This is a genomic window from Velazquezella soli, assembly GCF_977018685.1.
In genome coordinates, this window is record NZ_CDRNXF010000004.1 from 535,452 (window position 1) to 551,052 (window position 15,601).

The following is a 15,601-nucleotide window of genomic DNA, read 5'->3' on the forward strand; positions in this document are numbered from 1 at the left end:
GGTCAACCGCCAAACAGTTCCGCGAACTTTTCCTTGGTTTCCTTGTCGGCCTTGAGCATGGCATCGCTATCGGCGGGCAGGATCTTCAGTGTGGTAAGCGCCGGGTACCCTTCCGGCTGCGCGACACCGGGCAGGATCGGGAAATAGCCCTGGGCGGCGGCCTGTACCTGGGCTGCCTTGGAGAGCTGCCAGGCGACGAAGGTCTTGGCTGCCTCGACCTGATCGGACCCCTTGAGCACGGCGACTGGCTGGGTGATCGAGCTTACACCTTCTGCGGGAAAGACGAAGTCGACGGGTGAACCCTTCTTCTTGGCGTTGAGGGCCATGTATTCGATGATGATGCCGTAGGCCTTTTCGCCGCGCGCAACGGCTTCGACAACCGTGCCATTGCCCTGGCCGGCAACGGCGCCGGCCTCGGCCAGCTTTTCGTAATACGCCCAGCCGAATTCAGGCTGCTGCGTTACCGTGCCGACATGGATGACGGCCGCACCGGAATAGAGCGGGCTTGGCATGATAAGGCTCTTGGCCGCATCGGCGGCAAGCAGGTCGTTCCAGCTCTTCGGGGCGGTCTTCACGAGGTTCGTGTTGTAGATGATCCCTGTGGTGATCACCTTGGTGCCGAAAAAGGTCTTGTCGGCATCGATGAAGGCCGGGTTTATGCCCGCAACCGGAGCGTCGGTAAAGGCCAGAAGGCGGTCGTCGTTCTTCAACTGCGTCATCGCGACGGTATCAGCGATCAGGATGACGTCGGCCGGGCTGTTGCCAGCGGCATATTCAGCCTGCAGCTTGGCCATGACCTCGGTCGTGCCGGAACGGAAGAGTTCAACCTTGATCTCTGGATGGTCGGCGTTGAACGCCTCGATGACCTTGGTCATCTGATCCTGCGGCTGCGAGGTGTAAACGGTGATCGTGTCTGCGGCCGCGGCCTGGAAGGCGAGGCCGGCAAGAATGGTTGTGGCGACGAGCGTGCGGAAGAACATGAGAACCTCGTTGATAGGGCAGATTGTTTTGAACGCGGCCCCGCCCGGGCGATGGGGAGACGGCCACCGGTTCGGCAGGTGCTGTTTCGCCTAGCTCACAGAGATGACGGCAGAACGACAGGTTGACGATCGACCAGTGACACGGCCGGCCCAGGTTTGGCCTGTTCCGCCGTCGCCGATCACCCAGCCGCCCGTAAGGACGAGTTCGATCGATGTGCCGGGCGCTAACCGCTCCTCGAGCGGCAGGCTGACGACGTCGCCGTCAATCTCAGTCGGCAGACAGTGGCTGAGGAAGACGCCGTTCTGAAAGACCTGACCCAGGAGCTCGACCTTCAGGTGGCCGCCCTCAGGCACGCGCTTGAAATCGGAGGCATGACAGCACAGCCAGCCATAGCCTGTCGGGGCCTCGCCCGGCATGTCGAGGAGCTGCTGGCCGAGCATGACCTTCGTTCGACCCGCTCCGGACTCAACCACTTGGACCGGCAGCGTCCGTCCCCGACCGATGAAACGGGCAACCATGCTCGAAGACGGCTGGCGGTAAAGCTCTTCCGGCGTACCGAGCTGCTGTAGCCGGCCCCGGTCCAAGACGGCGACATGCGTCGCAACCGCCATCGCCTCGTCCTGATCATGGGTGACGAATACGAATGTGGCGCCGGTCAGACTATGGATACGGCGGAATTCCGCGAGCATGGCCTCACGCAAGTGAGAATCGAGATTGGCAAGCGGTTCATCGAGCAGGATGAGTTGCGGTCTGGTTGCGAGCGAGCGAGCAAGCGCTACCCTTTGCCGCTGTCCACCCGACAGTTCGTGCGGCCGGCGGCCATCCAGCCCCCGAAGCCCGACGACGTCCAGAACCTCATCGATGCGTTGGTTTCGCTCCTGAACCGTGAGCCCGGCGACTTTCAAGCCGAACTCGATATTTTTTCGTACGGTCATCGTCGGCCAGAGCGCATACGACTGAAAGACCATGCCAACGCGACGCTTTTCCGGTGGGACAAAGACGGCATCACCGGCGACTAACTGATCGTCGAAACGGATCTCTCCTTGATCGGGATGCTCAAGCCCGGCGATCAGGCGCAGAAGAGTGGTCTTGCCGCAGCCTGAAGGTCCAAGCAAGGCGAGAAACGCTCCGTCGGGTATCGCGAGCGAGACGCTATCCAGCGCTGTGAACTGGTCGAAGTGCTTCGATATCGCGTTGAGGCATAGATACGGCACGTAATCGCCCTCCGATCGTCAAGATCAGATTCCACGAATATGTGACGTGTGGATGACGGTCAGGTGCGAGGCATAGCCAGTTCCGACTGGGTAGGGCAGTAGAACGAGGTCGATATTCTCGCTATCGAATTCGTACTGAAGGCCATCAAGCCCTTGGAAATTGCTGTGACGGACGTGCCCGATGGACGCTGAGTGCGTCGGATTGAGCGGTGCCTATCTGCACTCAATGGATGCCTTTAGACGGTTCCGGTAATGTCGCGTCCTCTCGAATGGCCGGAATAATCGAGACCGTGCTTTCGAGCCTGTTTCTCAGTTCCTGTGAAATAAGTGGAGCCGGACTGTTTTCGTCATCTGTCTCCTGAGTTTCTTCATCGACCCCCAGCGAGGACAGGCGATAGTCGATAGCAAGCGCGTAGATTGCTTCCAGCAGACCTCTCTCCTTGATGTCCGGGTCGGACAACGCAAACAGGGAGGCTTTGACAATGCGTTTGCTCGATGTCTTCGGGCATTCGTCTACGACATGAGCATAGAGTTCTTTGCCGGTTAGACCGTCGGCTGCGCCACTGACGAGCGCCTCGTAGACCTTGTTCAGTTTCTTGCCCATGAGGATGATTCCTTTTTCGGATGAAAGTTCGGTTCCGATGACGACGGTGTGCGAATGTCGTTCAGGGCAAATTGATCCTGACGACTGCCCGGCCTGGTGTCAAACTGGATCGGGCTGACCTCGTGTCAGGATCGCACTCAATGCAGCCATCAGGACTCTTAAGCCCATCAGGTAACTCCCACGCAGGATTACGCAGACGACTGCTTGGCCAAGGCCATCTTATTCCTTAAGCCGCGTCACAAAACTGAAATAGACCAGGGATAGCTGGAGACAGCATTGTCGCTTCGGCGCGTGTTGCGTTGATCGAGAGTGTTACCTGGAGACCCGGTCGTTGAGAACCCATCTCGAAGTTGTGCATGCTCTATCGGATCTATTGCGACGATTGCGGCTGAGGCCGCCGTCGCAGATCCGGTTTCGCACGATCGCAAACACGCCGACGACAGTGAAGTTTTCCAGGCACGAGCTACTCAACGCTCTCTATGCCCTTGAATACGAGGGTGTTATCGCACTCCACAATGATCACAGCTTCAGTGTGCTGAAGCCCTCTTCCGCAATCTAGCCGAGGGGGCAAGTGAGCTGCGCCGCACCGGCACGCACGCGGTTATGTCACAGTAAATTCACACTCCGTAGACATTTGCTTAAGAGCCGAAGGGCATTGATGCCGCTATTTTCTTGCCTTTGAGGTCTAAGCCTTTGCTCTTCGCCAATCTTCGAATCTCGCAGCGCGTCATGCTCCTGGCGGCGATGGCGCTCGTCGGTATCATCACGATCTGCGCCATCTTTATCGGTCAGCGCCACGTCGAGCACGGATATCGTGCCGCTGCAGATGCGCTTGCCGAGAGCAAAGCCGACGTTGCAAGCCTGTCGGCCAGCGTGAGCGCCAGCTACATGTTCCAGCAGGCATTCCTGCTCGAAAAAGAGATGGCCAGCACGGAAAAGTTCAAGGCAGCCGTTTCTCAAGGTCGTGGCATGCTGGCGAGCCTTCGTCGTTCCGCCACTCCTGAACTCGCAGCCCAACTCGACCAACTGAGCATTGGCCTGACTGCCTACGAAGCAGCGTTTGATACGCTTGTGAAGAACAATCAGGACCTTGGTCTCGATCAGGACAATGGCTTGCAGGGCGCCATGCGCTCGGCGGTTCATTCGATCGAGGGACGTCTGGACTCCGTCGACGATACCGCTATTCGCGCCAGCATGTTGATGCTGCGGCGTCATGAGAAAGACTTCATACTGCGTGGCGATGCCTCATATCTGCAAAAACACACAGAGGAGGCTGAGACGTTCGCGACGCTTGTGAAAAACGCCTTCCGCCCGGGTGCGCAGCGCAGCCGGGTGCTCGATGGCCTGGAAATTTACCGATCGGCATTTCGCTTTTACGCCGAAGCCAGCATTGGGGAAGCAGAGACCCGCAAGGATGTTGCAGCTGCCTACCTTGCGTTAGAGCCGCAGGTGCAGGCTGTCAGCGCAGCTTACGAAACGGAGCGCGAGACTATCCTCGTGGAAAATGAAAGAGTCGCGTCTCGCAACCTTACCGTCGTCGCCGGCCTGGTTCTGCTGGCGATCGTCGGGCTTGGTGGCGGCGTCTGGATTATCGGCCGGTCCATTACGCGGCCAGTCGCGGCGATGACCGGTGCCATGGGTAAGCTCGCCGAGGGACAGACGGATCTTGCGATCCCGTCGTTTGGATCTCGCAGCGAATTCGGTGCCATGGCCGGCGCGCTGCACACGTTTCGGGAGGCGGCGATCGCCAACCGTCGTTTGGAAGAAGAAGCAGCGACCGTACGGGCCAACGCGGAAGGTGAACGCGTCCGCCTGCAACGGGAAGCAGAGACCGAGGCAAGGGCACGATTGAGCCATGCAACCGGAGGTCTCGCCGAAGGGCTGCGGCGTTTGGCAAGCGGCGATCTCGCTTTCGAACTGACCGAGCCATTTGCGCCGGACTTCGAAAATCTACGCCGCGATCTCAATGCAACAGTCGCCCAGTTGGCCGATGTCATGAGCTCGATCGCCCATGCAAGCATTTCCATCGAGGGGGGAAGCCGCGAGATCGCCTCGAGCGCTGACGATCTGTCCCGCCGTACCGAGCAGCAGGCCGCATCGCTCGAAGAGACCGCGGCAGCGCTCGAACAGATCACTGCCAATGTCGGCAACGCGTCGCGCCGATCGCAAGACGCCCATCGTATTGCCAGCGAAACCAATGCCGCGAGTGAAAGCACAGCTGTGCTCGTTTCAAATGCGTTGAAAGCCATGGCACGCATCGAGATCTCGTCGACCAAAATCGGCGGAATCATCGGCGTGATCGACGAGATCGCTTTCCAGACCAATCTTCTGGCTCTCAACGCCGGGGTCGAGGCGGCAAGAGCGGGGGAGGCAGGACGAGGATTTGCGGTGGTTGCCCAGGAGGTCCGCGCTCTGGCAGGACGGTCGGCGGAAGCCGCACGAGAAATCAAGCAACTGATCCAGACGTCTGACCGAGAAGTTCTAGACGGCGTTCGCTGCGTCCGTGAGACCGGCGAAGGACTGACCGAAATCACCGGCCGCGTGAAAGCGATCACCACGCAAGTCGAAGCGATTGCCCTTTCGGCTCGCGAACAATCCGTCGGCCTCAACGAGATCAACACGGCCGTCAACATGCTCGATCACGGAACACAGCAAAATGCCGCGATGGTCGAGGAAAACAATGCGGCAAGCGCACTGCTCATGAACGAGGCGCAACGCCTACGCGGTCTCGTCGGCATGTTCCAACTCGCGCAGGGACCATCAACATGCGACACTCACGCGAGTGGAGTGGACCACGCTGCTTAATTTCAGCGAGATTTCTGGAGCCGGCGCCTCGATCACCGGAGAGCAGCATCTTCACATTGAGATGACTACGTGTCGGTGACGGGCGACGATCAGCGACCGCTCTCGTGGGAGACCCGCACCTCGCGACCGCGAGGAAGGTTGCGCGTCGTTGCGAAACCGTAATTAGTCCCGAACAACGCGTCTGAATGCACCGGACGAATCGAAGCGGCACTCGAACGTGGTGACCCGCGATCCCTCGGGTGGGAACTGGCCGTAGACAGTGAACCCGCCCCCCGTGCGCTCCACCGGGAGAGTAAGGATTTCCTGAGGCCTCCGGCCGAACGTGGCTGATGCCTCTCCCTGGCAGAATTTACCCATGCTTCCGACGGAGACCCTCTGCCGCGACTTCGTTTCGATGTCGCGTTCCGGCGGCGGTGAATACGTGTTGCCGCGGAACGGGAAGTCCGGCTTGTCGCCACGGGAGTTCAGACATTCGTAGCTCATGGAGTACCAGGTCACCGGTCCTGGAACGCTGTCGCCGAGGAGCCCTCCGGCGTGGCTCTCACTGAAAAGAACGTGGTATTCGCCACCGCAGACGCGCTGGGCTTCCTGGATGCATGCTCCGCTGTTGCCCTTGCACTTCGTCTGATGAACGTCGTTTGCAGAAGCGGGTAGGGCCGACAGCAGGACCATGCCCATGAGAGTTTTCGTGACGATGCGCATTCCAAGTCCTTTCGTTCGAACGTTGCGGCGCGAAGGCCATGAGTTGGATTTCTTAGCGACCACTGGCCTTCGAGGTTCACTCCACTGCGTTGATCGGCACGTGACCGAACTCCAAAACGAAGACAAATCCAGTCCAGTCGTTGATGATATGGGCGCCCGCGGAGACCCAGAGATTTCTCGTGACGATATAGGCGAACGTGAGTATCAGGCGGGCAAAACCGATGCCGATGAGAGACTGTGCAAAGTGCCAGTCATAGGTCGGCAGATGCGCCGCGCCGAAGAGCAGAGACGAAACGACAACGGCGATCAGGATCCCCAACCTTCGTGACAGGTGCAAACGCTGTACGCACAGCCACAAAACAGCGAGGAAAGGCAGTATTCCGAAAAGCTCTTCCCCTACCAACTGGATGCCGGTCACCAGCAACGCTGCGCTGACCTGGGTCGCCGACATCGCGGCGATCGCATCCGCGACGGGATTGGAGTAAAGTTCGAAAAACTGTTGCAGGACCAAGCCCATCGCCATGGATCCCAGCAGCGTAGCAACCCCGAACAGCACCATCAGCCCCACGGATCGAATTCCGACAGGACGGAACAGGCACTTAAAGTGTGGCCCGGCTACCTTGCTAAGCGCCAACACGGGGACTGCGACGAACAGCAGCGCCGGAATGAGATTGTAGGGGAAGGTGCGAAGGGGAACGAGGGAGAGCACAAGCAAAGCGGCCGCCAACGATACCATGACAAGGAGCCAGCTTGGTCCATCAATTTCGACGGGCTTGCCGTTGTAGAACGGGAAATCGCGATCGGTTGAGATCATCGTTCGAACCTCGACATTTCCGGACGACCGTGTCGCACGCGGTTCGGATGACTACTCGACGTAGAGCGTGAGATCGTAGCTCGCGGTCTCGTCGCGCCTTGCTGCATTGCGCATCAGATAGACGTCGATGAGGTACTTGCCGCTGGACGGGATCGTGATGCTGGTGCCGTTTCCATCGATCGAGCTGTTGTAGAGAGCTGCATCGGCGCCCGGAGCGGTCACATTGAAGTAGAGGCTTGTATTGCGGGAATCGAGCTGGACGCTCATCTTCTGGCCCGCTGTAACCGACAGCGCGTACTGAACCGTCTGGTAGCCTTTGACCGACGATTTGATGGTCGAGCTCGAGGATCCCGTAGCAAAACGAACCGTCTCGCGCCGCATCTCGTCGGCGACAGAGGGCACGGCTGCTATCATGGCGACCCCGAATATCAGGCTTTTCATCATCTTCATCGACTGGCTCCTCCCGTTCGATCTACGAGCAACGTCTCTGGAACGGCTTGGCGCCTTGACGAAGTTGCTCGGGTTCATGCGACGACCTCCCGGCGTCTATTTCAAAAATCTACATTAGCTGAAATGGCATGGGAAGCCTGTTCGGCCAAGTCCTTCACGGTGGCAGCTGCCCGCCTGCGCGCAGAGACAGGGCACTGCACAGTGACGTCTGGTGCCGACGCTGGTAAGAGGGTGCAACCACACGCAGGCATCAACGGGAAGGACTGGCACGTGGACTTCATGAAACTGCTGAAGTCGCTCGAAGAGCTCCTCTACGAGCTGGTGTCGTGGCTGGTCTTTTATCCCGTTACAATGTGGCGTGCGGTCGTTAGGCCACTCAGCATGATGCGCTACGCAGACATCGAACTCGCCGACGAGCCGGAAGAACAGTATCAGGACACGCTTAGTCCGCCCCTGTTCCTGCTCATTACGCTGCTTCTCTCACAGGCGCTGTCCGGAGCACTGCCATCGGTCTACGATCCGACGGAAGCTGCCCGCGAGCTCGGTTCGGGCTCCAATCTTCTGATCGCAAGAGGGGTGATCTTCGGTATCTTTCCGCTCTGCATGGCGGTGACTCTGCTGCGATCGAAGAGGGTCAGGATCACCCGAAATTCTCTCCGCCCGCCCTTCTTCAGCCAGTGCTATGTCGCAGCACCCTTCGCCTTCTTTCTCGTGCTGGGCCTCGATTTCTTCAGCATCCCGCAGGAGCAAGGAAATCTCGCCGGCGTCGTCGCAGTGGCGGTTGCCACCATCTGGTACGCGCAGGCGCAGGTCCGCTGGTTCAGGCACGACCTTGGCGTCAGCGCGCTGAAAGCGATCGCTATTTTCGTCGGCGCATTCCTGTTTGCCACCATCGCGGCGTTTACCGTTGCAGCGGTGATTACTCTCGACGCTAAGAGCATCGCTCCCGCCCCTGGTTGATTGACTGGCGGAGACGCGCGACCGTGCCATGTCGTCATTTTCGTCCGTGACGGATGATCAGCCACATGGGGATGAAAACTCCGGTGACCACCCAGAGAACCACGAAGGCAACGAAGTGAAGTCTTCCTGTTTCGGCAAGCGATATGCCGAGGACAACGGCCGCTACGGTTGTTACCAAGACTGTGGCGGACATGATGATCCAGAAAAGCATTGTCATTCCATGATGATGTGATCGGCACGGTACTTCACAGGACCATCCCAGCCGACGGGGGGCACGCCGGCCTTGGCGCAGATAGAATCTCAAACCGGCTCCCGCGATCAAAACGCGTGCGCCGTTTTGACGGCCTTGCAGCCTCAGGGCCTCTGTGTGACGATCCAACACTCAGGAGGGACCTCATGAACCGCGGCGAAGATTTTGCCCACATCGTCTACACGCTTCTCGTGGTGGAGAAGCAGATGTCGGTTGAGGAAGCGGCGGCCGCCTTGGGGATGAGCTACGCGTCGCTTCACTCGCGACTGATTGCTCGCAGCCCTTTTTCCGCCGACGAGATCCAGGCTCTGATCAGATTGTTACCGGACCCGAGGCTGGCGTCTTATCTTCTGGACGGAAGCGTCTTTGTGGCAGCGGAGCGTATAATGCCTCCGGTCGAGGGACGCCTTGCCAACGAAGCGGTACAAAGGGGAGCGACAAAGGTCGTGGTCGAAGCGGCCGATATCCTTGAGCTTGTGGACGCTGTGTTGGCAGGCGGCGGGCTGGACCACCGTCACAAGAGGCTTCTACTGAAGGATATCGTTGAGGCCGAACGAGCGCTTGCAACACTTCGGTTGCAGATTTCGGAGGACTGATGGGATGCTGTTGCGTTTGAGAAATCTGCTTTGCGGAACTCAAGCTCGATCGCCGCGTCGTCCAGTACTGCTATAAGCTCGTAGTGCCTGTCAGACTCTTCAATCGCAAAATGACGGGCGGCTGCTTCGTTGACGAAGATGCCACCGACCAGCCCGAGGCGGTCGTTTACGATCCAACCACCCCGACGATTTCTGCCAATCAGGAATCTTGGTCCAGCGAAAGCTGTGTTGCCCGGGAGGGGAATCTTCTCATTCGCGGACTGTTTTTCGATCATCATTTGTTTCTCCTTTTGCTCAAGACGCATTCAAAAGCGGCAAAAGAAAAATAAGTCTGAGGGCATGTCGAAATCGATGTGGCTTCGCGACAAAGAAATATAGACGGCGTAGTTTTCAGGCTGGGGCGTGGTCAACGGTCGCTCCTCAAGAGCTCCGCGCATACGGTGCGAAGGACGATTTCTTCGTCCCGCTCGAGCGGCATCAACGGCAACCGAACGTCGGTGGGAAAGGGGCGATCCAACGAGACGGCAACCTTCAGCCCCGCGACATCACACGTATCCAGTTGCGGTGTGGACCTTGCATCAACGGACCAGTTCGGTGACGTTACCGGTGCTGGGCGGATGTTGTTCAGCGCAGATATCACGCCCGATCCACCAAGTGCGAGGAAGGAAGACAGGGAGTGGTCGTCCCGGGACAAGTGCTTGAACCGGTTGCGCAACGAGGCCCTGATATTGGCGAAGTGGGCAAGACGTGCGGGGCCGTGGCAAATACCGACGACCTGAGCGAGGTCAGCAAGCTCGACAAGCATCTCTTCCCCGAAATCTCGCGCCGTCCTTGACGGATCGTCGTCGATCAGGATGGGAAGCCGGACCGCAGCGTCGATCTGTCGGAAATGATCGACTACGCCTTTCAGGGTTGGCTTCGTGTAATAGGGCACCGTCAGCAGCAAGGCCTTTGCCCCCAGTTCCTGCGCCCTCAGCGAACGTTCAATCGTCTTCGCCGTACAGTTCGATCCTGTCGCGGCGATGACAGTCAGTTGGCTATCCGCACAGCGGACGGCCGTTCTCAAAAGCAGGTCCTGTTCCCTCTGCTCAAGCGCGCAGCTCTCCCCGATGACATCGTGGACGACGATACCGTCGATTCCCGCCGCGACTTGGTGGCGGACTTCAGCCTCGAAGACTGCGATATCGACGCTGGTGGCTGAGAACGGCGTCAGCATCGCTGTGATAGAAAATGGCCCTGGCCCCCGAAAGAACGTCATGGTGATTTCCCGTTGAGACGAGACCGACGTCGAACTGATCGCCGATCTTCCAGATGTCGATGGGTCGGACGAACTCGTCAGCTTTCCGTGTGCAAGGATGGCGTCACGCTGTCAGGATTGCATAAACCTGGTCACCGGTCCTGGCCGCCCGTAGCCCTCGAACAGCGTCGCCCTCTCTAAAGCGCCTGGCGACGCATGACAGGACATTGAGGGCTTCCGTCCGTGCGGAAGCGGGTGTCAGAAGCAGAATGACGATGTCGACGGGCTCGCCGTCCACGGCCTCGAAGTCGATCGGGTGCGCCAGAAGAACCACAAGGCAAAATACGGATTCCAGTCCAGCGACTGCAGCATGCGGAAGGGCCACACCGCCCCCGATACCCGTAGAGCCCAGGACCTCGCGGTCGGATAGTGCTTTGGCGATTATACGGTAAGGAACCGAGGTCGCTTCGCCAGCCTTCTCAGATATCTGCCGCAGGAGGTGTTGTTTTGACGATGAACTCAACCCAACGAAGACGTTCTCCGCCAGGAGAAAATCGTGGACCAACATTTTCTCTCCTCCGTTAAATTCCGAAGCCTGGTTCGTCTCTGAACGAGCTGCACCACCAGCTGCGGGGTTTGCCCTTGTTCGGAAGTCGTGCTGCGTCATCGTGCCCAACACGATGACGCAGCACGACGGGCTTGCCCTGTTGTTTCCGACATTTCAGTTGACGGATGCAATGTTGGTGATGACCTTCGCCACGAACATGACCGAGCCAAGTGCGCAAACAATTCCGAAGATAACGTTGGAGCCACAACATGCCATCCTTGCGTTCCGGCGGGGAAAGACGGCGTTGCGAACAAAGCGGGCGAACATCACGAAACGCACTGAAGCCGCTCCTGACACCACTGCATGTGGGCAAGACAAGCCTCGAAAAGGATCGTCGAAGCTCCGAACAATCTGTAGTCGAACATCATGTCGCACCTTTTTCGGGTCGATGCCCAGGCGCAGGTTGGCGTGGGTCTCCGTCTTTATGGATCGGATACGCATAGGGATTCGAGACGGGGAGAAGGACTAGAATATAGAAAATGCATAGTGATTTTTGACACTTCGCGCCAGGTCACTAGCCCGCCCAACACACCTCCATCTGCCTTAACGCGGTCACAGTGTTTACACGTCGGAGCGGCGTCCCTGAATGACGTCTTGTCTGTTCCTCGGGCGCTCTGACCTATGCGCATTTCGGAAGTCTTCCTCGCCAAATCGCCACTCGTCGCCATTGCATCTCCGCATGTCGTTGTCGCGGCAGTCGAATGGGAATGATGGTGGTCTGCTGCTGGGGTTGAGGTACATTGTTTTGCTCGCCTGATCTTTTCGAGGAGGAAGAGATCGGGGAATGCGGCGGAAGTGCCGCTTTTGGCGAACTGCCGGCGAGCAGCATTGGCTTTCCGTCTAACCCACCCAGAGGAGGAATGGGCATGAGCAGGAACAGAGGTGTAGTCTATTTGCGGCCAGGCAAGGTCGAGGTGAGGGATATCGACGACGCCAAGCTTGAGGCGCCAAATGGGCGCCGGATCGAGCATGGCGTTATCCTGAAAGTGATTTCGACCAATATCTGCGGGTCAGACCAGCATATGGTGCGCGGGCGCACGACGGCCTTGCCGGGGCTCGTGCTTGGCCACGAAATCACGGGCGAGGTCATCGAAAAGGGCGTCGATGTCGAGATGCTCGAGATCGGCGATATCGTTTCCGTGCCCTTCAACGTCGCCTGTGGCCGCTGCCGTTGCTGCAAGTCGCAGGATACCGGCGTCTGCCTCACCGTCAATCCATCGCGCGCGGGCGGTGCCTATGGCTATGTCGACATGGGCGGCTGGATCGGCGGCCAGGCGCGTTATGTCACTGTTCCCTATGCAGATTTCAATCTGCTGAAATTCCCGGATCGCGACAGAGCGATGTCGAAGATCCGCGATCTGACGATGCTGTCGGATATCCTGCCGACTGGTTTTCACGGGGCGGTCAAGGCAGGCGTCGGGGTCGGGTCGACGGTCTATGTTGCGGGTGCTGGTCCGGTCGGTCTCGCAGCGGCTGCGTCGGCGCGCATTCTCGGTGCGGCGGTCGTCATGATCGGTGATTTCAACAAGGATCGTCTCGCGCATGCCGCCAAGGTCGGCTTCGAGCCGATCGATCTGTCGAAAAGCGACCGGCTCGGGGACATGATCGCCGAGGTGGTTGGGACAGACGAGGTCGATAGCGCCATCGATGCTGTCGGTTTCGAAGCCCGCGGACATTCGGGTGGCGAACAGCCGGCTATCGTTTTGAACCAGATGATGGAGATCACCCGCGCGGCGGGCTCCATCGGCATTCCCGGCCTTTATGTGACGGAAGATCCTGGTGCGGTGGATGACGCCGCAAAAAAGGGCAGTCTGTCGCTTCGGCTGGGTCTCGGCTGGGCGAAGGCCCAGTCCTTCCACACGGGCCAGACGCCGGTGTTGAAATACAATCGTCAGCTCATGCAAGCCATCCTTCACGACCGTCTGCCGATCGCCGACATCGTCAACGCGAAGATCATCTCGCTTGATGAGGCGGCGCAAGGCTATGAAAGCTTCGATCAGGGGGCCGCGGTCAAATACGTGCTGGATCCGCATGGGGACCTGACGAAAGCCGCATGATCTCACCGGCCGAGTGCAGCCCGCTACCCTTGTCCGGCGCCATATTGGGTGCCGGACAAGGCAGATTTGCCTAACGCTACCAAGTCCTCACGTCACATGGTTCCAGAAGCCACGCTTGTTTGCGTGCAGGCGCTTTAGCGCTGCGACATAGGCCGCGTGGGATATGAGCGTGCCGGGATCGAGGATATGGGGCGCGAGGGCTTGGGCTGTGCCGAGGTGCCGGGCTGCGTGCTTGTAGCGGCTGGCTTTTCCATGATCGAGCGAGAAGTCGATCATGCTGCGCAGGATCAGGGTTGCGGCGAGCGGATGATGGGGGGCGAGCATCTCGGCAGCTGATGTCATCAGTTCGTAGAGATCGCCATTCAGTTCTGCCGTCCTGGTTGTCACGAGTCGTGCTGCCTGGGTGAGTGCCGGCCAGCGCAGGAAGAAGGCGAGGGCCTGGTGAACATCCGGGGAAGTCTGGGCATAGGCAAACGCTCTTTCCTCGGCGTCCATATCGTCGAAGTCCGGCAGGCGTTTCAAGAATGCGCGCAGGTGAATGTCGCTGAGCGACTGTTCGAACCATCGCCAGCGATCGGCCTGGGCTTCCTCGGTGCGTCCCAGGGTTTCCAGCGTCTCGGCGCGGGCGAGCTGCCATTCGATCTCGCGGTCTGGCGAACCGGTTATTTCGGCGCCATCGAGCGCCTGCAGCGCTTCTTCGGCGCGCCCTGCGGAGAGGAGACGGCGAGCTATTTCGGCAGCGATTGCCGGTATCCGTCGGGTTTTCTCCGGCTGTTCGCCAATGTAGGCATCCACATCTCCTGTGGCATCGGCGATTGCCTGAAGCGCGATACGCACTGTCGTCTCATCATGCCGGTCGTGCCTCGGTGAGGTGGTGCCGATGCTTTCCCGGGCGCTTTCGTCGGGCTCGTTCAACCACTGCACAAGCAGCGATTTCAGGCGGTCGAGGCCTTGAGTGCCGAGGGCCGGGGCCATGGCTGGAATGAACGGGTCGAATTGGCCGTGGCCATTGTTCTGAACCGCCGCCAGAACCCTGTCGGCAAGAATATCGGGGTCGATGCCTGATCCGCTGGCGATGATGCCAGCATCGCTGCAGGCTTGATGGAAACTTGCAAGCAGCGCGCCGCTCGCATCGTCCGTTCTGTCGAAGATCGGCTCACCGAGGGCAAGGAACTGCCAGATCAGCTCGAAGCCTTCGCCCGGATCGTCCGGTGCCACGGTCTCGACGATCGTCTTGCGCTGGGTTTCGAGGTCGGCCTTCGTCGATTTTACCCGCCGCCAGCTGATGAAGGTTCGGGCGCGCGCGATGCTGCCGAGCCGTTTGCGAACTTCGCGCGCCACTTCTCCGCTGCTGTGGCTGCCGGCCAGTTCCATGCGCAGTCGGCGCTTGTTTGCGGCACTGCCCGTGCTGATTTCGATCAGCAACTCGGCAAGTCGTTGCGAGCCGAGCGCTTCCAGGTTCTTCGCGTTGAGGGTCGTCTTCGTGGCCATGGCGATGTCGATACGGTCTTGCGTGAGGTGTCGGGAGCGACAGTTCAGAACCGGAACGGGATTTGCAAGTGTTTCGGCCCGCATTTCACCATCGGGTTGCTGCCGAGCGCTGTCGAGGACCTTTCACCCTAACGGAATCATTGGTAGAGGGTCGCCATGAACGCGCTTTCAGATGCCGATCCGATCTATAACCCGCCGCAGGATCCCTATCTTTCGCTGCTGCACCGCGATGCGCATCTGCTTGTGTTCAACAAGCCGAGCGGCCTGCTGTCGGTGCCTGGGCGGCATCCGGCGCTCTCGGACAGTCTTTTGACGCGGGTTCAGAAAGAGTATCCGGAGGCGCTGATCGTGCACCGGCTGGACAAGGATACATCCGGTGTCGTGGTGATGTCGCTCAACCGCCTGGCACATGCGCTTGTTGCAGCGCAGTTTGAAGGGCGCACCACGCGAAAATCCTATGTGGCCGAAGTCTGGGGAAGGCTCGAGCAGGCGGAAGGCTTGGTCGACCTGCCGTTGGCGATCGATCCTGATAACAAGCCGCGCCACCGCGTCGACACCGATCACGGCAAGCCTGCCCAGACGCGCTGGCAGGTGATGGAATACGGCGCAAACAGGACGCGTCTCCGGCTGTTTCCGCTGACGGGACGCACTCATCAGCTGCGCGTGCATATGAAAGCGCTCGGCCACGTCATCCTCGGCGACGAGTTCTATGCGGATGGCGATGCGCTTCTGGCTGCGAACCGTTTGCTTCTCCATGCCGAAGAACTAAGCTTCCGCCATCCTGACGGTTCGGACGTCACGTTCACCGCTCCAACGCCTTTCTGAGATCGGAC

Annotated in this window: 16 protein-coding genes; 6 read left to right on the top strand and 10 right to left on the bottom strand. The window is 59.3% G+C overall.

What is annotated here, in order from left to right; translation table 11 throughout:
• Nucleotides 1–2: 2 nt before the first annotated feature.
• The 3 genes from AC0JZ8_RS06215 to AC0JZ8_RS06225 form a co-directional block, all read right to left on the bottom strand.
• Nucleotides 3–980, bottom strand: a complete 978-nt coding sequence (locus AC0JZ8_RS06215) for an ABC transporter substrate-binding protein (protein WP_062459092.1) — start codon at nucleotides 978–980, stop codon at nucleotides 3–5.
• Nucleotides 981–1,070: 90 nt separating this feature from the next.
• Nucleotides 1,071–2,195, bottom strand: coding sequence for an ABC transporter ATP-binding protein (locus tag AC0JZ8_RS06220; RefSeq protein WP_082476353.1), 1,125 nt, complete (start codon nucleotides 2,193–2,195; stop codon nucleotides 1,071–1,073).
• 223 nt (nucleotides 2,196–2,418) lie between these two features.
• Nucleotides 2,419–2,799, bottom strand: a complete 381-nt coding sequence (locus tag AC0JZ8_RS06225; RefSeq protein WP_471892068.1) for a hypothetical protein — start codon at nucleotides 2,797–2,799, stop codon at nucleotides 2,419–2,421.
• A 729-nt stretch (nucleotides 2,800–3,528) separates the two neighbouring features.
• On the opposite strand from AC0JZ8_RS06225, the gene AC0JZ8_RS06230 reads away from it, so the two are divergent.
• Nucleotides 3,529–5,604: a methyl-accepting chemotaxis protein gene (locus tag AC0JZ8_RS06230; protein ID WP_471892069.1), complete on the top strand. Its 2,076-nt coding sequence runs from the start codon at nucleotides 3,529–3,531 to the stop codon at nucleotides 5,602–5,604.
• Between the two features lie 162 nt (nucleotides 5,605–5,766).
• Here AC0JZ8_RS06230 and AC0JZ8_RS06235 read toward each other — a convergent pair whose 3' ends face one another.
• The 3 genes from AC0JZ8_RS06235 to AC0JZ8_RS06245 all read right to left on the bottom strand — a co-directional run bounded on the left by AC0JZ8_RS06235 (nucleotide 5,767) and on the right by AC0JZ8_RS06245 (nucleotide 7,570).
• Nucleotides 5,767–6,306, bottom strand: coding sequence for a hypothetical protein (locus AC0JZ8_RS06235; RefSeq protein WP_471892070.1), 540 nt, complete (start codon nucleotides 6,304–6,306; stop codon nucleotides 5,767–5,769).
• A 76-nt stretch (nucleotides 6,307–6,382) separates the two neighbouring features.
• Nucleotides 6,383–7,120, bottom strand: a complete 738-nt coding sequence (locus tag AC0JZ8_RS06240) for a lysostaphin resistance A-like protein (protein ID WP_471892071.1) — start codon at nucleotides 7,118–7,120, stop codon at nucleotides 6,383–6,385.
• Between the two features lie 51 nt (nucleotides 7,121–7,171).
• Complete coding sequence (locus tag AC0JZ8_RS06245; protein ID WP_471892072.1) at nucleotides 7,172–7,570, bottom strand: hypothetical protein; 399 nt, start codon at nucleotides 7,568–7,570, stop codon at nucleotides 7,172–7,174.
• 270 nt (nucleotides 7,571–7,840) lie between these two features.
• On the opposite strand from AC0JZ8_RS06245, the gene AC0JZ8_RS06250 reads away from it, so the two are divergent.
• Complete coding sequence (locus AC0JZ8_RS06250; protein WP_471892073.1) at nucleotides 7,841–8,530, top strand: permease; 690 nt, start codon at nucleotides 7,841–7,843, stop codon at nucleotides 8,528–8,530.
• A gap of 34 nt (nucleotides 8,531–8,564) precedes the next feature.
• On the opposite strand, the gene AC0JZ8_RS06255 is transcribed toward AC0JZ8_RS06250, so the two are convergent.
• The gene (locus AC0JZ8_RS06255; protein ID WP_471892074.1) at nucleotides 8,565–8,741 is read right to left on the bottom strand and encodes a hypothetical protein; all 177 of its coding nucleotides are present in this window, start codon (nucleotides 8,739–8,741) and stop codon (nucleotides 8,565–8,567) included.
• A 185-nt stretch (nucleotides 8,742–8,926) separates the two neighbouring features.
• Between AC0JZ8_RS06255 and AC0JZ8_RS06260 the strand changes: the two genes are divergently transcribed.
• Complete coding sequence (locus tag AC0JZ8_RS06260) at nucleotides 8,927–9,376, top strand: phage regulatory CII family protein (RefSeq protein ID WP_471892075.1); 450 nt, start codon at nucleotides 8,927–8,929, stop codon at nucleotides 9,374–9,376.
• Nucleotides 9,377–9,459: 83 nt separating this feature from the next.
• Nucleotides 9,460–9,705 carry a hypothetical protein gene (locus AC0JZ8_RS06265; RefSeq protein ID WP_156461718.1) on the top strand — a complete coding sequence of 82 codons (246 nt, stop codon included), beginning with the start codon at nucleotides 9,460–9,462 and terminating at the stop codon, nucleotides 9,703–9,705.
• Nucleotides 9,706–9,782: 77 nt separating this feature from the next.
• Here AC0JZ8_RS06265 and AC0JZ8_RS06270 read toward each other — a convergent pair whose 3' ends face one another.
• Together AC0JZ8_RS06270 and AC0JZ8_RS06275 are read right to left on the bottom strand one after the other, a co-directional pair.
• The gene (locus AC0JZ8_RS06270) at nucleotides 9,783–10,634 is read right to left on the bottom strand and encodes a dihydrodipicolinate synthase family protein (protein ID WP_471892076.1); all 852 of its coding nucleotides are present in this window, start codon (nucleotides 10,632–10,634) and stop codon (nucleotides 9,783–9,785) included.
• 103 nt (nucleotides 10,635–10,737) lie between these two features.
• Nucleotides 10,738–11,181, bottom strand: coding sequence for a PTS sugar transporter subunit IIA (locus tag AC0JZ8_RS06275; protein ID WP_062576960.1), 444 nt, complete (start codon nucleotides 11,179–11,181; stop codon nucleotides 10,738–10,740).
• A gap of 905 nt (nucleotides 11,182–12,086) precedes the next feature.
• Here AC0JZ8_RS06275 and fdhA point away from each other — a divergent pair.
• A complete protein-coding gene (fdhA, locus tag AC0JZ8_RS06280) occupies nucleotides 12,087–13,277 on the top strand; it encodes a formaldehyde dehydrogenase, glutathione-independent (protein ID WP_430255482.1) in 1,191 nt (396 codons plus the stop codon).
• Nucleotides 13,278–13,364: 87 nt separating this feature from the next.
• On the opposite strand, the gene AC0JZ8_RS06285 is transcribed toward fdhA, so the two are convergent.
• Nucleotides 13,365–14,768, bottom strand: a complete 1,404-nt coding sequence (locus AC0JZ8_RS06285; RefSeq protein ID WP_471892077.1) for a DUF6880 family protein — start codon at nucleotides 14,766–14,768, stop codon at nucleotides 13,365–13,367.
• 156 nt (nucleotides 14,769–14,924) lie between these two features.
• On the opposite strand from AC0JZ8_RS06285, the gene AC0JZ8_RS06290 reads away from it, so the two are divergent.
• Nucleotides 14,925–15,593, top strand: coding sequence for a pseudouridine synthase (locus tag AC0JZ8_RS06290; protein WP_471892078.1), 669 nt, complete (start codon nucleotides 14,925–14,927; stop codon nucleotides 15,591–15,593).
• The last annotated feature ends 8 nt before the right edge of the window (nucleotides 15,594–15,601 follow it).

What these genes read in the sequence shown, in the direction of transcription:
- AC0JZ8_RS06245 (WP_471892072.1), bottom strand. Translation starts at nt 7,570, where the DNA reads ATGAAGATGATGAAAAGCCTGATATTCGGGGTCGCCATGATAGCAGCC.
- AC0JZ8_RS06290 (WP_471892078.1), top strand. Translation starts at nt 14,925, where the DNA reads ATGAACGCGCTTTCAGATGCCGATCCGATCTATAACCCGCCGCAGGAT.
- AC0JZ8_RS06215 (WP_062459092.1), bottom strand. Translation starts at nt 980, where the DNA reads ATGTTCTTCCGCACGCTCGTCGCCACAACCATTCTTGCCGGCCTCGCC.
- AC0JZ8_RS06230 (WP_471892069.1), top strand. Translation starts at nt 3,529, where the DNA reads ATGCTCCTGGCGGCGATGGCGCTCGTCGGTATCATCACGATCTGCGCC.
- AC0JZ8_RS06240 (WP_471892071.1), bottom strand. Translation starts at nt 7,120, where the DNA reads ATGATCTCAACCGATCGCGATTTCCCGTTCTACAACGGCAAGCCCGTC.
- fdhA (WP_430255482.1), top strand. Translation starts at nt 12,087, where the DNA reads ATGAGCAGGAACAGAGGTGTAGTCTATTTGCGGCCAGGCAAGGTCGAG.
- AC0JZ8_RS06235 (WP_471892070.1), bottom strand. Translation starts at nt 6,306, where the DNA reads ATGCGCATCGTCACGAAAACTCTCATGGGCATGGTCCTGCTGTCGGCC.
- AC0JZ8_RS06275 (WP_062576960.1), bottom strand. Translation starts at nt 11,181, where the DNA reads ATGTTGGTCCACGATTTTCTCCTGGCGGAGAACGTCTTCGTTGGGTTG.
- AC0JZ8_RS06270 (WP_471892076.1), bottom strand. Translation starts at nt 10,634, where the DNA reads ATGACGTTCTTTCGGGGGCCAGGGCCATTTTCTATCACAGCGATGCTG.
- AC0JZ8_RS06285 (WP_471892077.1), bottom strand. Translation starts at nt 14,768, where the DNA reads ATGGCCACGAAGACGACCCTCAACGCGAAGAACCTGGAAGCGCTCGGC.
- AC0JZ8_RS06255 (WP_471892074.1), bottom strand. Translation starts at nt 8,741, where the DNA reads ATGCTTTTCTGGATCATCATGTCCGCCACAGTCTTGGTAACAACCGTA.
- AC0JZ8_RS06260 (WP_471892075.1), top strand. Translation starts at nt 8,927, where the DNA reads ATGAACCGCGGCGAAGATTTTGCCCACATCGTCTACACGCTTCTCGTG.
- AC0JZ8_RS06225 (WP_471892068.1), bottom strand. Translation starts at nt 2,799, where the DNA reads ATGGGCAAGAAACTGAACAAGGTCTACGAGGCGCTCGTCAGTGGCGCA.